This window comes from Pedobacter lusitanus (genome assembly GCF_040026395.1).
Taxonomy (GTDB): domain Bacteria; phylum Bacteroidota; class Bacteroidia; order Sphingobacteriales; family Sphingobacteriaceae; genus Pedobacter; species Pedobacter lusitanus.
In genome coordinates this window covers 92,056-105,926 of sequence record NZ_CP157278.1, presented here as the reverse complement: position 1 = coordinate 105,926, position 13,871 = coordinate 92,056, and the positions used below count along the sequence as shown (strand labels likewise).

At 37.8% G+C, this 13,871-nt stretch carries 16 protein-coding genes and 1 pseudogene; 6 read left to right on the top strand and 11 right to left on the bottom strand.

All coding sequences use genetic code 11. The features are described from left to right. Positions 1–16: 16 nt before the first annotated feature. The 3 genes from PL_RS00520 to PL_RS25980 form a co-directional block, all read right to left on the bottom strand. Positions 17–586 (bottom strand): sigma-70 family RNA polymerase sigma factor, encoded by a 570-nt coding sequence (locus PL_RS00520; RefSeq protein WP_041877326.1) that lies wholly within the window; start codon positions 584–586, stop codon positions 17–19. 566 nt (positions 587–1,152) lie between these two features. Then, the gene (locus tag PL_RS00515) at positions 1,153–1,347 is read right to left on the bottom strand and encodes a hypothetical protein (RefSeq protein ID WP_200890670.1); all 195 of its coding nucleotides are present in this window, start codon (positions 1,345–1,347) and stop codon (positions 1,153–1,155) included. A 22-nt stretch (positions 1,348–1,369) separates the two neighbouring features. Beyond that, positions 1,370–1,501: an ATP-binding cassette domain-containing protein gene (locus tag PL_RS25980; RefSeq protein ID WP_431357147.1), complete on the bottom strand. Its 132-nt coding sequence runs from the start codon at positions 1,499–1,501 to the stop codon at positions 1,370–1,372. A gap of 270 nt (positions 1,502–1,771) precedes the next feature. Here PL_RS25980 and PL_RS00510 point away from each other — a divergent pair, with 270 nt between their 5' ends. Together PL_RS00510 and PL_RS00505 are read left to right on the top strand one after the other, a co-directional pair. Then, a complete protein-coding gene (locus PL_RS00510) occupies positions 1,772–2,809 on the top strand; it encodes a sensor histidine kinase (protein ID WP_348620726.1) in 1,038 nt (345 codons plus the stop codon). Next, entirely contained in the window at positions 2,810–3,514 is a 705-nt protein-coding gene (locus tag PL_RS00505) for a LytR/AlgR family response regulator transcription factor (protein ID WP_041877332.1), read from the top strand. 423 nt (positions 3,515–3,937) lie between these two features. Here PL_RS00505 and PL_RS00500 read toward each other — a convergent pair whose 3' ends face one another. The 3 genes and pseudogenes from PL_RS00500 to PL_RS25975 all read right to left on the bottom strand — a co-directional run bounded on the left by PL_RS00500 (position 3,938) and on the right by PL_RS25975 (position 5,393). Beyond that, positions 3,938–4,153: a hypothetical protein gene (locus PL_RS00500; RefSeq protein WP_041877334.1), complete on the bottom strand. Its 216-nt coding sequence runs from the start codon at positions 4,151–4,153 to the stop codon at positions 3,938–3,940. 123 nt (positions 4,154–4,276) lie between these two features. Continuing rightward, positions 4,277–5,071, bottom strand: coding sequence for an IS3 family transposase (locus PL_RS00495; protein ID WP_348621875.1), 795 nt, complete (start codon positions 5,069–5,071; stop codon positions 4,277–4,279). A 56-nt stretch (positions 5,072–5,127) separates the two neighbouring features. Continuing rightward, positions 5,128–5,393, bottom strand: a pseudogene (locus PL_RS25975) (transposase). Between the two features lie 95 nt (positions 5,394–5,488). Here PL_RS25975 and PL_RS00485 point away from each other — a divergent pair. Both PL_RS00485 and PL_RS00480 read left to right on the top strand, forming a co-directional pair. Continuing rightward, the gene (locus PL_RS00485) at positions 5,489–5,662 is read left to right on the top strand and encodes a hypothetical protein (RefSeq protein WP_235324616.1); all 174 of its coding nucleotides are present in this window, start codon (positions 5,489–5,491) and stop codon (positions 5,660–5,662) included. A 150-nt stretch (positions 5,663–5,812) separates the two neighbouring features. Then, positions 5,813–7,816 carry a DUF7594 domain-containing protein gene (locus PL_RS00480; protein WP_041884747.1) on the top strand — a complete coding sequence of 668 codons (2,004 nt, stop codon included), beginning with the start codon at positions 5,813–5,815 and terminating at the stop codon, positions 7,814–7,816. Between the two features lie 141 nt (positions 7,817–7,957). On the opposite strand, the gene PL_RS00475 is transcribed toward PL_RS00480, so the two are convergent. Then, entirely contained in the window at positions 7,958–8,575 is a 618-nt protein-coding gene (locus tag PL_RS00475) for a DUF2306 domain-containing protein (protein ID WP_041884745.1), read from the bottom strand. 435 nt (positions 8,576–9,010) lie between these two features. Between PL_RS00475 and PL_RS00470 the strand changes: the two genes are divergently transcribed. Then, positions 9,011–9,388, top strand: coding sequence for a hypothetical protein (locus PL_RS00470; RefSeq protein WP_348620722.1), 378 nt, complete (start codon positions 9,011–9,013; stop codon positions 9,386–9,388). Positions 9,389–9,439: 51 nt separating this feature from the next. Next, the gene (gene mug / locus PL_RS00465) at positions 9,440–9,934 is read left to right on the top strand and encodes a G/U mismatch-specific DNA glycosylase (RefSeq protein WP_041884743.1); all 495 of its coding nucleotides are present in this window, start codon (positions 9,440–9,442) and stop codon (positions 9,932–9,934) included. Between the two features lie 14 nt (positions 9,935–9,948). Here the strand turns inward: mug and PL_RS00460 are convergent, their stop codons facing one another. The 4 genes from PL_RS00460 to PL_RS00445 form a co-directional block, all read right to left on the bottom strand. After that, positions 9,949–10,551: a hypothetical protein gene (locus PL_RS00460; protein ID WP_041884742.1), complete on the bottom strand. Its 603-nt coding sequence runs from the start codon at positions 10,549–10,551 to the stop codon at positions 9,949–9,951. Between the two features lie 384 nt (positions 10,552–10,935). Next, positions 10,936–12,057 (bottom strand): DUF3472 domain-containing protein, encoded by a 1,122-nt coding sequence (locus PL_RS00455; RefSeq protein ID WP_041884741.1) that lies wholly within the window; start codon positions 12,055–12,057, stop codon positions 10,936–10,938. A 4-nt stretch (positions 12,058–12,061) separates the two neighbouring features. Beyond that, positions 12,062–13,117, bottom strand: coding sequence for a DUF5007 domain-containing protein (locus tag PL_RS00450; RefSeq protein ID WP_082036009.1), 1,056 nt, complete (start codon positions 13,115–13,117; stop codon positions 12,062–12,064). A gap of 29 nt (positions 13,118–13,146) precedes the next feature. Beyond that, on the bottom strand, positions 13,147–13,845 hold the full coding sequence (locus PL_RS00445) for a fasciclin domain-containing protein (RefSeq protein ID WP_041884764.1): 699 nt from the start codon (positions 13,843–13,845) through the stop codon (positions 13,147–13,149). Between the last annotated feature and the right edge of the window lie 26 nt (positions 13,846–13,871).

The following is a 13,871-nucleotide window of genomic DNA, read 5'->3' as shown; positions in this document are numbered from 1 at the left end:
TTTATTGTATTTATTACTACAGTAAGAAACTAAAAAGGAATATTCCCAATTTTTCGCGAAGATTCTTCTTTACGCGAAAAAGATGCGCATCTACAGCCTTCTCGGTCATATTAAGCTCAATTCCAATTTCTTTATAGCTTTTTCCTTCATCTTTATTAAGCTTATAAATAAGCCTGGGAATTTCCGGCAACTGTTTGACGAGATATGCTAATCTTCTGGTCAATTCAGCACACTCCAGGTATTCTTGTGTAGAATCATCTAAAATATCTACAAATGTACTCTGTTTCTCTTGAAAAAGTCTTTCTCTTCGCTGTCTATCTAATACCTTAATTACACGATATTTAACTGATGCCATCAGGTAATTATTAAAACTAATGCTGACTTCTAAACTTTCTCTTCTTTGCCACAACGAATAAAAAATATCCTGTACTATACTTTCAGCTTCTTCAATTGAACTAATCTTATAAACGGCTACAGCAAGAACCTTTTTCCAATAACGCTTATAAAGGACAGAAAATGCAGACTCATTACTTTTTGCCAGTAAAGCTAAAAGCTCTGAATCAGAAAGGTCACTATTAATTGTCATACCAGGGTTTGACAAAAATAAAGCCGAAAATGCAAATATCCTTAATAAAAATCAATTAACATCTGTAAGACAGTCATATAAAGATGTCCCCAACTCCTGATATATAAATTATATGACCTTTCCATTTTGCATCATCTCAGAAATCATGGAAGCCCTGTTATTTCGATCTCAAGATCTATGCTGATTAATTTAACCTGATATAATACTTATTTACGAAAAATTCACCTCTCCATAGTTTATAATATATTCCACTAAAACATTTTACTAATATTTTTAGCAATTCAAGATATTAATTATTAGCTTTGCCTCTATGGGTATAAGTCATTATGGTCAACAAAAAGTTGATTGGGTCAGATTAAGGCCATTGATAAAGGATGCGCTACTTGCCAATGTGGGTTGTATCACAAACCTACTGGTAAATGGTGGACACCTGAAGAATTTGAGGCGTATTACAATTCGAATGCTTTATGCAATCATGACATTGATCAACTTCTTGAGAACACAATTATCAGACCTGCATCTTCGGGTATTGCAGCCGGAGAAAAGCAGATTATGAATGAGGCTATTCAATATTCACAAAAGGTAAATGCTTTTCGGTCATTGAACAGGTTAACCTGTTCCAGTAATGCGCTTACTAATTCTTTTCGGTGAATGGTATTTCCTACACCTTTCAACTGGGCGATATGGTCCAACAGCCGCTCAGCCGATACTTTTGGATACACACCGAATTCTTGCGGCAAATAGCCTAATAATTGCCGCACCGCTGTCTTGTTTTTTAATACATCAAGACCATCTAAAAAAAATACTGCCGCTATCGGCTTCCTGTAAAGTGGCTATAGTGCGCATTAATGAGGATTTGCCAGCACCATTTGGTCCAAGCAGCCCAAACAGTCCGTTATTGATACTGAGTGTCATATTGTTCAGGGCCCGTATCCCGTTTGAATACGTTTTGCATAAGTTACTGATCTGGAGCTCCATAGTTCTTGGTTTGAAGTAATAGGATCAAAAATGTAACTCAGCAATCCAATAAAGAAAATAGCAGGTCAGAAAGCCAGAATCTGCTGACCTAAATAGCTTTTAGCAGGACAAAACCGTTTGTCAGGCATTTAATGCATTATGACATGCGGAACTGCATTTTGGTAAGGGATATGCTATATTTACGAGATGAATTGACACATTTAACTCATGAAACTACGACCAACTGCCTATTTCGAGACCTTTTTTGAAAAAGAAAAGCGGGTTCACCTTTTTTTTTGCTCCGCTTTATTGGTCCTGATGGTATTTATACTTTCTGTAAGTCGTAAATGGAGCTATGCCCCAGGTGCGGTAGCAGTTTACATCTGTATTTTAGGTTGTTTATATACCGGCAGGTGGTTCTGCCGCAAATGGTTACTTAATGGTAAGTGGGCTGGCTTATTGTTATTGCTTGTCATTTCACTCATTGGTTATGATATTGTTGGCCTGACCATTTTTGTTTACCTTTTCGGGCAGGATGTCCCTTTAAATCACCTCATCGAATCTTCCATAACGATCATGAGCTGTAGCTTTATAGTGATGTTCTGCGGCTTTTTTATCGCTGTGATCAGAAGCGCCATTAGAGAAAAAATGAATGGTTTGATGCTTGCTGAACAAAAAAAAGAGAGTGAGCTGAATTTGTTGCGCTCGCAGGTAAGTCCTCATTTTCTGTTTAACACGTTGAACAATATGTATAGTTTGTCCATTAACAGACCTGATCAAATGCCTCCTCTTTTGCTCAGGTTATCTGAATTGTTACGCTATTCGGTCTACGATGCGGATCAGGAGCTGGTACCATTAGCGGATGAATTGGAATATATCCGAAATTACATTGAGCTGGAAAACATTAGAAGTTCAGACCGGCTTTTGTTAAGGGTTAATCTGCAAGAGGCTCCAAAACAGCTAAAAGTCGCCCCGATGCTGCTTATTGTATTTGTTGAAAATGCATTTAAACATGCTCGAAACACCTTTGAACAGGAAATAGGGATCAACATGAATTGTAAAACAGAAAATGGAAATATCTATTTTGAAATAGAAAATAGTTACAGCGATCAAAGTGCTGAAAATCTTAGTAAAAACCCCAGTTCGGGCTTTGGTATAGCGAACGTGACCAAAAGGCTGCAGTTACTTTATCCCGGTGAATACGAGTTGAAACAAAGCTGTACCTCAAATAAATTTAAAGTTGAACTTTGGTTAAAAACAAAATAAATGGATCAGATCAGTTGTATTATTGTTGATGATGAACCGCTGGCCAGAGAACTATTGGTTACCTATTGTAATTATTTGCCACAATTACGAATAGAAGCCATTTGCGGTAATGCACTCGAGGCAAAAGCTATCTTAGAGACCAAACAGATTGATCTGATTTTTTTAGATATCCATCTCCCAGTGCTTACCGGTGTCGGTTTTTTGCAAACGCTTAAGGTGATGCCCAAAGTAATTATGACTACAGCTTATAAGCAATATGCGGTCGATGCTTTCGATTTATCTGTTTGCGATTACCTGGTGAAACCTTTTTCATTGGAAAGGTTTATCATAGCTGTAGATAAAGCCATAAACAGGATCATTACGCCCATCTCTTATTCCGGAAAAGAGATGGAAAACCAGGATTCTATTTTTATTAAAACAGAAGGTAAGATCTTTCGTATAGCCTATGACAAGTTATTGTTTGCAGAAGCGAATCGCAATTATAGCAAAATAGTTACCGTCGATAGCATACTATACCAAACCATTCCTTTCTCCGGTCTGGAAAAGCAATTGCCCCCCAATCTCTTTATTAAAGTGCATCGATCATTTATTGTGAATCAATCAAAAATTGATCGTATTGAAGGGAACCGTATCTTTATAAACAAGCATGAAATACCGATAGGTAAAAATTACAAGGAAGCCCTTTTCTATAAACTAAAACTTTAGGAAATACGTTAGAATATCTTATAGACAGATCGATGAAAATTGTCTTAACTTGAATACAAATAATCTATTTTGAATAGGTGTTACTAAAGATAGTTCCAATTGCAAGGGTTTATAAGGAGTATTACAAGGGAGTTGAATAGTCCTTAAAGTCTGCTGTTCAAATCCCGCGGAACTAGACTTAAATCTCCAAAAAATTTCATTTATAAAATTGTTATTTATGTGAAAAATTGCCTATTTTCATCCAAGCAATTGCAGTTAAAACGTACAAAATAAATGGTGAGTAATTCGGTGAGTAGAATTTAAAAACCATACTAAATACTATTTAAACGTTGATTTTTACACTAGGTGTGAATCCCAGCGGGATCACGAAAGCCTCAATGCAAATTGAGGCTTTTTGTATTAAAAGACATTTGTAGAACCTTCCTACATATGCTTTAAAATCTGCATTTCAGTAACTCCAATAGCGCTTGACTTCTTCATACTCAGCAAAGTTGAACCACACCAGTTCAGGTTTCTTAAATGTTGTACTTGGTCATTAATTTCCGTCATCAACTTTTTGATGGCGGCCCGCTCAGGTTTACCTTCAAAGACCTCATGCAGCATTTCATATGTCCGATCAGCACTTTTACCAGTATTCATAATAGCAGATTGGTCAGCCGTTTCTTTCTGCTAAAGAATTACTTTACAAATCACTGTAACTCTCCCTTTTTTCGAACCGGCTTAGGAGGCGAGAATTCAAATTTATATATTATTTTTCATCCCTCAGCATGGAGTCAGCTCCGCAGGGGCTGACTCCATGCTGAGGCTCCATTGTGCTCTATATTCTAACGGCGTTTTACCATCTAATGCTTCATGTGGTCTCTTAGAATTGTAATCCTTTACCCATTCTTCAGCTAATATTTGTACTTGCATTATATCTTCAAATAAATATGCATTAAGAATGCTTTCCCTGAAGCTTCTGTTAAAACGTTCTATATATCCATTCTGCATCGGCCTACCAGGCTGAGTATATTGGATTTTAATATTATTCCCTTTGCACCAGGTATTAAATTCCTTGCTTATAAATTCCGGACCATTGTCAGTCCTGATGCTTTTTGGCTTTCCTTGCTCTTGAATTATTCGTTCTAATAGTTCTGTTACCCGCATGGCAGGCATCGAATGGGCAACTTCAATGGCAATAGCCTCCCGGTTATAATCATCTATTACATTTAGCGTTCTGAATTTCCGCCCATTGGTAAGCACGTCACTCATAAAGTCGATAGACCACATCTCCAGCGGGGCTAACGGACGCGCCAGCGGATTTTTCACACGCTTCGGTAAACGTTTGCGCGCTTTTCTTCTCTGATTTAGCCCCAGAAGTAGATACACCCGTCTCACACGCTTATAATTCCATTTATATCCCTCCGTTCTAATTCGCCCATAATATAAATCTTGACCTTCGGTTGGATAAGATCCAGCCAATTCCTGAAGCTTTGTAATCGTTTCTGAGTCATCCTTTCTAGATTTATAGTAATACATGGATTTCGGTAGAGAAGCTACACGACAAGCCCTGCTGATGCTAATCTGATGCTATTCCACCACATAGGCAACCATGTTTTTACGCTGGCAGGGCTTTAAAACTTTTTTGAAAGAACGTCTTTCAGAATCTTATTATCCAAGGCCAATTCAGCATACATATGCTTAAGTCTGCGGTTTTCTTCCTCTAATTCCTTCAAACGGCGTAGCTCCTGATTATACATTCCAGAATACTTTTTCTTCCAGTTATAAAATGTGGTTGGTGTATCCCCAAATCACGGCAGATATCTGCTACCTTTTTACCCGACTCTTGTTCCTTGATTGCTGCCACGATCTGGCTTTCACTAATTACTGACTTTTTCATCTTCCTGTTTTTAAAGTTACGAATTTTCGCCTTTTATACAGTCCGATTTTTAGGAGGGGTTACAGAATAAAGATCACTGGCGTTCTGGTCTTGAAATGGCGAAAATCTGGACAGCAACCATCAACAAACATGGAGGTGACACAACTGTAATAAATCTGCCGGAAATTGGCCTTAAAGGTAACACACACTTTCCATTTTCTGATCTGAACAATATCCAGGTGGCCGACCAGCTCTCGAAATGGTTAAAGGAAAAAGGTCTGGATAAATAATATTGGCAGCAATCCCCCTTAGCATTCCCATTTAAAATAGTTTAACCAGCGAGCGAAATTCACCCCTATTTAAGTAGAATATTCACCCTACGCTAACCATCAAATTACTGAAATTCAATTTCATAAACCATTAACCAAATGTAAACAAATATGAAAAACCTGAATCACCCAGTAATCCTTCTGGTACTATTAATGATGGTCAGTTGCAAAAAATCAGCGATAAAGCTGGAAGCACAAACCAAGACTACTACAAGCGTCACAGGAACAGTCTATTATGTAGATCCAAACGGAGACGACAACAACGATGGAAAAAGCACGGCACAAGCCTGGAAAACAATTGACAAGGTAAACACTATCATTTTTAATCCGGGAGATCAGATCCTTTTCAAATCCGGTGGTATCTGGAACGGCCAGCTAAAACCAAAAGGTTCCGGAATTCAAAACTCCAATATCATCATGAACAAGTATGATACGGGTAACAAGCCACAGATTAATGGTCCTGGATCAAACGGTAGCTCTGCTATTTCTTTAAATAATCAATCCTACTGGGAGATAAATAACTTTGATATTACCAACACCGGTACCGAAACCAATGCCAGTGTCAGGGGAATCTATGTAAGCCAGGCTGACTCAGTCAGAGGATCCGATATCAAAATACTCAACTGTGATATTCATGATGTAAAAAGTGCTCCCGGAACCAGTGCAGCTTCTAATAAATCATCTGGCGGAATCATTTTAGCAGGTAATACAGACAATGTACTGGTGCAGAAAAATACAGTTAAAAACTCTACTCTGGAAGGCATACGGACTTTAGGTGCACCAGGAAAAAGTACTAATGTGGTATTTGATCAGAATTACCTGGAAAACATTCTTGGTGACGGAATTGTATTATCAAACGTAATCAATTCTGCAGTTACACGAAATACTTTTAAAAATTGTGCTTATTCCACTACGTCTTTAAACTATGCTGTTTGCTGGACCATTAACAGTGTTGGAACAAGAGTCGCATTTAATGAAGTTTTCAATACTAAAGGTGGAGGATCAAACGATGGACAGTCATTTGATGCGGATCTGACAACTGACGGCGATATTTTTGAATACAATTATTCTCATGATAACAAAAGAGCTTTCATGCTGTTCATGAACAGTTCAAAAAATATCATCGTCAGATATAACTTAAGTATCAATGATGCACAAACTCCTGGTTACGGCCTGTTTCTCTATATTTCAACGAGTACTACCAATAAAATTTATAATAACACTTTTTATATAAAGGGTAACCTGGATTATATATTTAAAAGTGGTGCCTTCAACAGCATATTCAATAACAACATTATATATGCCGAAGGTACTGTAAGTAAGTTTGGTGATAAACCACTCAGCACTTCCAGCGTCATTCAAAACAATTGTTTTTATCCGGCATCTATAATTGCAGTTAATGGTCCACAGGGAACAGTTTCAGGGAATATATATGTTAACCCTGATTTCGTTAACGTCTCTGCACCCGCTCTGGTTGAAAGTTTCAAATTGCAAAAATCTTCTGCCCTGATTTCTGCAGGCTTTAATATGACGAACAATGGTGGACTGGATTATTTCCAGACTCCTTTACCAGTCAGTAATCCTGATATTGGTGCAGCTCAATCAATCTATAGTTTTACTGGTTTTGTAAGCAACGCGGATACGTATGTAAAAAACGGATCTTATGCGACTACGAATTATGGTACAGAAACCGGGATATTTGTGAAATCAGACGTTCCTTCCTATGCCAGAAAATCTTATGTGAAATTTGATTTTTCATCTATAAACTCGTCAGCTATTTCAAACGCGAGGTTAGTCCTGAATGCCTCAGGAGTAAATACAGATCCTTCCAGGGTAATTAAAGTCTATACTACTTCCGCCAACTCCTGGCTGGAAACCTCGTTAACCTGGAACAACGCACCAGCCAACGGAACTCTTGTGAATAGCTTTACCGTTTATAAAGCTGAGAAATATGCAATAGATGTCACCAGTATTATCAACCTGCAACTCGCTGCAGGCAATAAAATCATCACATTTGCACTTCTCAACGAGGGGCCGGAAAGCGCAAAAAATGATGTTCAGTTCAGCAGTAGAGAAGCTCTTACAGACAAACCTCAATTGAATATTATCTTATAATCAAAACACCAGTATCAGCTAATGATGTATTAACTGATACTGGTGTTATTTCCCAATTTTCCGGATGAAAACCTCCTGCTCAGTTCCAGTCTCTTCTGTCTGTAAAGCGCAGCGTATAATTTCCAAATCATGAACCTCATCTTATTTTTTAAGCTGAAAATTACGCCGATAGGTGATTAACCAGGCTACGAACAGATTTGGTATCCATGACAACCAGGCTACCGTAATATATGCCGTGTTGAAATTACCAGTGATCAAAATCAGTACGGGTAACCAGATTCTTAAGGTTACCGCAGCAAAACAGGCTGCATAACTATAAATCATCAGAATCTGATGCCTTACAATCTGTTTATTTCTAATGGCCAGGTATCCCATTAAATTGGTACAAAACCAAATTACACCTAAGCACCCAAATCCAAGTGAAGCCCAGAAACCTCCACCTGCAAAGAAAGCGATATAGAACCCTGAAGAAGAACTTAATAAGGCTGAAACAACATATACTTTTCCAATTTGCCTGTGCAGCTTCAGATTCCCATTTCTGAGTTTTGAGCTAAACTGGACCCAGCCAATGAGCAATGAAAGTCCTCCTAAAATAATATGGATATAAAATGCAGCACTCCAGATCATATTGGATAAAAGCCATTCTGGTTTAGAGTTTAATATTCCAACCCTTCCGTTCATTAAGAAATACTTAAGCGGATATAGCCCAATGGCGATAGATAAAAAGGCAAATAAAAACCAAAAAATCTTTTTTTTCATTTCGATGAGTTAAGTTCAATAAAAATATGTGGTACCAGGTTAAAATAGTACCACTTTGTAAAGTGGTACGCCTTGGTCACTGGATTTCTGCCTGGAGTTGTATCTGCTCTTGTTTCAAATAAGCTGTTGGCATCAAACCAGTTATCTTTTGAATTTTCTTATTCAAGACGGTTTTAAAATTGAAATCTACTTCATAAACCAGGGATAACAGTGTGAAATTTTAATTCACAGGCAAAACAACAATCAGCTTAAATTCTTCCATCCGAACTTCGTTAATATAATCACAAAATATTTTTTTTCAACTGTATTTATAATCTCCGATAATACACCCGGATGAATTATCCGGATAGATACCAAGTTCAATCTTCGGACACTAATATTCTAAACTATTATGCTTAATTTGACGCATAGTATAATATTTAATGTTAAGCTAAAATGATGAAGTCTTTTATTTATACTTTCTGTACTATTTGTTTGATCTCCCCTGCCTGTACAAGACACCAAACCAATGCCGGAGAAAAGAGAGTTAAAAATGGTCCGACAATTGAAATTGGGGCCGGAGCTCCAGAAATCATGTCTGTAAAAAACGACACAGCAAGTATCGCACTATTTCCACGCGCTCAGTATTTCTTCATTGATCTGCATTTAAAAAGAAGTGAACAAAACATCAGATTGATAAAACAGGCTAACCGCCTGGGGATTCCTGTGCGGACGAAAGTATTTAAAGATAACGTTCACGAAATAGCCGAAATCTATCCTGCTAATGATGAGGAAATCAAAAATTATCAAAAATCTAAAATCAGAACGGAATAAAAGATAACTTTATACCTATTCAAATACTTACCTATAAATCAAGCCCCATCAATGTTAACTGACATTATCAGCAAAGACCTGAAAGTCATTTTTTGCGGAATCAATCCCGGCTTAAAATCTGCGTCAGACGGACATCACTTCTCAGGACGAAGCAACCGCTTCTGGAAAGTTTTACATCAGGCAGGCTTTACACCCTACGAAATTGAGCCTGACAATGACGCAACGATCCTGGATTTAGGGTATGGAATAACTACAGCTGTGGATAGAGCAACAACCCGGGCAGACGAGCTTTCAAAAGACGAATTTGATAATTCCATCGAAGCATTTAAAGCCAAAATGGCTCATTTTCAGCCTAAATATATTGCTTTCCTGGGCAAACCTGCTTACATGGCTTTTTCTGGAAAAAAGCAGGTTTCATGGGGATATCAGGCAGAAGATTTTTGTGGGGCAATAGTTTGGATATTACCAAACCCGAGTGGTTTAAACCGTGGATTTAGTCTTAATGACCTCATTCACTACTATAGTGAATTGCATCAGGCTATTTAATTCTTTCTTTTGGGTTACAGCCCGCTAAAATTAAAGGCATAAGCAACCCTCACTCCCGCAATCGGCGTAATACCGTTACCACCATTTCTCACATTAATAAGATCAGTATTGAAAACAAACTCCAGCTTGTTACGTTTGTCCAGCATCAACTGATAACCTAATGCTGCCGTTCCCCCGATTCCCATTCCAGACAAATCATCATTGCCACCAGCAAAATATAAAACAGGGCCAAGTTTGGCGAAAAAATTTGGAATAATGTAATATCTCATAGCCAAATCTAAATGTACCAGATCTAAAGATTTTGCTTCAGTCAGAGATATATTTTCCTGTTCAACAGGAGAATAAAAGACTGATTGATCGCCGTTAATCCGGTCGTAATTTATTGATCCCTCAAATCCCCATTTTCTGTTAATAGCCAGATTGGCTTGTACACCTCCTCCAACACCAAACTTGTAAGAATCTGCATAAGGCTTATTTACACCAAAACGAAATCCTATAGCACTGCGCGATTGTGCAATACTTACCTGCACATTCGTAATCAGAAGTAAAATAAGTAGCAGATTAAAAACAAGGATTATGTTCAATGTAAAATAGCTGGATTTATATGTGTTTTTCATCAGTATAAATTTGTTTTATTAGTAATAAAGCTATCATGATATTTTCATAACTGCTTAAGTTTTGTTTCTCTGCAAGTCCATAACAGCAATTAAGCTACTATATTTTTCTTATTAATAATCAAACAATTACACAGAGAATAACAATGCGCATTATTAATAAAAAAGAAACAAATATTAACTCTTAATCATATCACAATAATAATAAAGTTATTCCTTTCTATTGTCTGAAAAATGCCAGATAAAACAGCTGATTAAAACACGAAGCTTGCGCCGCTATTTTTTCTTAATCATACTGAGGGATTTTGGTGCTATACCACCGTGAAAAAGCCCTGCACACATAAGGTCCGCAGGGCTTTGTTTTTCAAGGTATTGAAATTCGTAAGATCAAGGTCTTAACTCCCGTAACACTGTTTTCTTTACAGGCGCAAGCTGACCAAAAATATCAGTCAGCTGTAATGTGATGTAGTAATCCTGCTTTTTAAGGACGATATCCTTCACTGCCAAACCAACACTGGTCATTTCAGGGTCATTAGCCATAAGTTCAGCAAGTGGTTTACCGATACAATTCACATTATCAAATATCTGAACAGAATAACCAAGCTGTGGAGTTGCGGTTGGCAATACGCTCCAGTTGACAAATATCTTTTTTTGCGAATGATCGTAATACGAAGCCAGATCATAGACAGATGCAGGGCTTAAAATCTCAGGTTGAGCCCCCTGCTGTACTGGAAACTTATATTTCTTAGGGCCGATTTCTGTTCCGCAGGAAGTTACTCTTACACCATCTTTACCATAAGCCACTGCTTTCCAGGAACCTTCTCCGGCTTCAGCAACCAGCGTATCCGGTTTTAACCATTGCTGCTGCCCATCCTGCATCCAGTAAGATTTATAAACTGCAGTCCGGGGTCTCTTCTGCTCATCAGCAAAATTCTCCAGAAAACTTCCCATATCACTGTGCAACATTGCATCTTTTTCAGGCACAGTAAGTGTCACATAATGACGGAAGGTTTTTGCCTGATGATCATATATCCAGTAACCAACCTGTGTTGTGGAATCATTTGAAGTCCAGCGTCTGATAATATTAGTATACCACTGATCAGCTTTCCATCCAAAATCTGCATGTGAATGTAACCCTGTACCTTCTCCGCCAAACCCGCCAACAAATGTCAATGGATCTTTATAAGCCGCTATAATCTGCTTTTTATTAGGAAAATCCCAGAGGGAGAAGATATTATTTGGAAAACGTTTATCTCCGGTTCCGGCTTTCTGGATACCACAATATCCTCCACTTTTACCAATACCAAACTGTACCGTACAGGCATAGGTATAAGGAGCAATTCCATCTGATGGAATCATCACATCTGCCATCATCAGTTCAGCATTAACTTTCCCCATTTTGGTCGTTTTAACATATGGGCCCCATTTCGGGCAGCTTTGCTGCCCGATGGCCTGTACCGAAAAAACAAATAGTAATATGGCGGTCCATATCAATCTGGTTTTATACATATTACTATTTTTTGGTAAGTTTTAATTTCAATTCATAGATATACTTGCCCGGAGCATTCAGCTTGGTATTGAAACGGATATTGATATTGACCGGATATTTGTTCCATGTACCATAAACCAGTTGTTTAGGCGGTATCCAGTTTTTGGCATCGGCTGTATCAATAGAAGCAATATACTGGCTGTAAATACGGTAATAACAGTTAAGACCGTTAGATTGAGAATCCCAGTAAACATCAGGAAAACGGGTCTGAGCATAATCATACAATACTGCTGTATCGGTAACTGTAGTTTTATAGGCAAAAGTACTCAGGGTTTTCAAAAAGCTGTTACCACTTGGTCTTTGCTGTAAAGCCTGTCCGGGTAAAACGGCTCCATTTTTATCTATTACCTTTAGAACTATCTGATTAGGTGAACTTGCTACTTTTCTGATTGTCAATGTAGTATTTGTACTCTGTCCTAAATCTGGATTAATCCACTGATCATCAAAAGGAAACCTCGTAGCCGTTTCAGTTCCGGCTTTCAGTGCCAGAAAATATGGAGCATTGACATATTCATACTCAACAGGTTTGGTTACGCGAATGGTGTTGATACCCATATAGGTTTTTGTACCATGCGGATTCTCAACTTTCAGATCTATCAGATAATCACCAACGGGTACATTCTCTGTTGACTGGGTAATAAGATACTGACCACTTTGAGGTAATACCGTAAAGGGCACCTTTTTCTGAATATCCCGTTTAGCATTTATCAAAGCCAGCGTAGTGTCGGTTTTTGGATCATAAGCCGTTTTCCATACAGGAACATCGTACTCTTTGAAAAAAGATTCTTCACGAAGCCCGGTTTGCTTGTTACGGATATTGACCAGCGTAATGGTATAAGGTGGTGTGGAGTTATCCGGAATGATCCCGTTTGATAACAGGAACTGTCCCTGAACAACAGTCAGCGGATCTGCAGAATAGCGCAGGTTATCACTTAAATAGCCCACCTGTGTTTTTTTACAGCCTGTCATCCATATCACTGCTGACAGGATAAAAAGACTTGATATGATATATTTCTTCATCTTATTTTTTCTTTAATAGGAGAACTTATTTATTGTACTTGTTTAAATGTCCAGAGATGTGTGTTACTTAACACATGGACAACACCTGTATTGGTGATAATTCCACTCGTCTGACAAAGTGCCTTAATATCGAGGAGCTTTGGATTCCGGGAAGGATCTACCTTCGTTAATCCATCCAGAATATCCTTTGCACCAAGAATTTTATTCAGATAAACATATTTAGGTTTATTGGTAATAATCCCCGGAACTGTATAATCATTAGATTCTTCCAGGGAAACATCCAGCGTTACCCCTGGTGTACTGGTCTGATAAGATTTACCCTCACTGTTTAATCCATCTCTGACAATCCTTTCAGGAAAGAAATAAATAGCCATTGAATCTCTGAGCATTTTAGGCGAAAAATATTTAAATAATGAATCCAGATTATAATTAAGTCTTTCATCTTTTTTACGCGCTTCGTCCCGCTTGGCATTCAGAAAATTGGTAATGGCATAATCATTTGGGATAAAGAAAGTTCCCTGACTATTAATCAGGTCTTTCATTCCTGCCTTATCAATGATTAATAAAGTAGTATCAAACATCTGATGGGGATTTGATTTCACAAAATCATAGGTTGTCATATCTATTTTTTCCTTACTTAACCCGCCATCAGTAATCGCGCTTTTTTTACAGGCACTGCCGAACAAAACAAGCAGAAGAGCCGTGATATATAAGTGTCTTAATTTCATTTTCATAGTTTTTATATTATCGGATG

Bases quoted from the DNA above. Each gene is read 5' to 3' on its own strand.
- PL_RS00520 (WP_041877326.1), bottom strand. From the start codon at position 586: ATGACAATTAATAGTGACCTTTCTGATTCAGAGCTTTTAGCTTTACTG.
- PL_RS25980 (WP_431357147.1), bottom strand. From the start codon at position 1,501: ATGACACTCAGTATCAATAACGGACTGTTTGGGCTGCTTGGACCAAAT.
- PL_RS00510 (WP_348620726.1), top strand. From the start codon at position 1,772: ATGAAACTACGACCAACTGCCTATTTCGAGACCTTTTTTGAAAAAGAA.
- PL_RS00505 (WP_041877332.1), top strand. From the start codon at position 2,810: ATGGATCAGATCAGTTGTATTATTGTTGATGATGAACCGCTGGCCAGA.
- PL_RS00500 (WP_041877334.1), bottom strand. From the start codon at position 4,153: ATGAATACTGGTAAAAGTGCTGATCGGACATATGAAATGCTGCATGAG.
- PL_RS00485 (WP_235324616.1), top strand. From the start codon at position 5,489: ATGGCGAAAATCTGGACAGCAACCATCAACAAACATGGAGGTGACACA.
- PL_RS00480 (WP_041884747.1), top strand. From the start codon at position 5,813: ATGAAAAACCTGAATCACCCAGTAATCCTTCTGGTACTATTAATGATG.
- PL_RS00475 (WP_041884745.1), bottom strand. From the start codon at position 8,575: ATGAAAAAAAAGATTTTTTGGTTTTTATTTGCCTTTTTATCTATCGCC.
- PL_RS00470 (WP_348620722.1), top strand. From the start codon at position 9,011: ATGATGAAGTCTTTTATTTATACTTTCTGTACTATTTGTTTGATCTCC.
- mug (WP_041884743.1), top strand. From the start codon at position 9,440: ATGTTAACTGACATTATCAGCAAAGACCTGAAAGTCATTTTTTGCGGA.
- PL_RS00460 (WP_041884742.1), bottom strand. From the start codon at position 10,551: ATGAAAAACACATATAAATCCAGCTATTTTACATTGAACATAATCCTT.
- PL_RS00455 (WP_041884741.1), bottom strand. From the start codon at position 12,057: ATGTATAAAACCAGATTGATATGGACCGCCATATTACTATTTGTTTTT.
- PL_RS00450 (WP_082036009.1), bottom strand. From the start codon at position 13,117: ATGAAGAAATATATCATATCAAGTCTTTTTATCCTGTCAGCAGTGATA.
- PL_RS00445 (WP_041884764.1), bottom strand. From the start codon at position 13,845: ATGAAATTAAGACACTTATATATCACGGCTCTTCTGCTTGTTTTGTTC.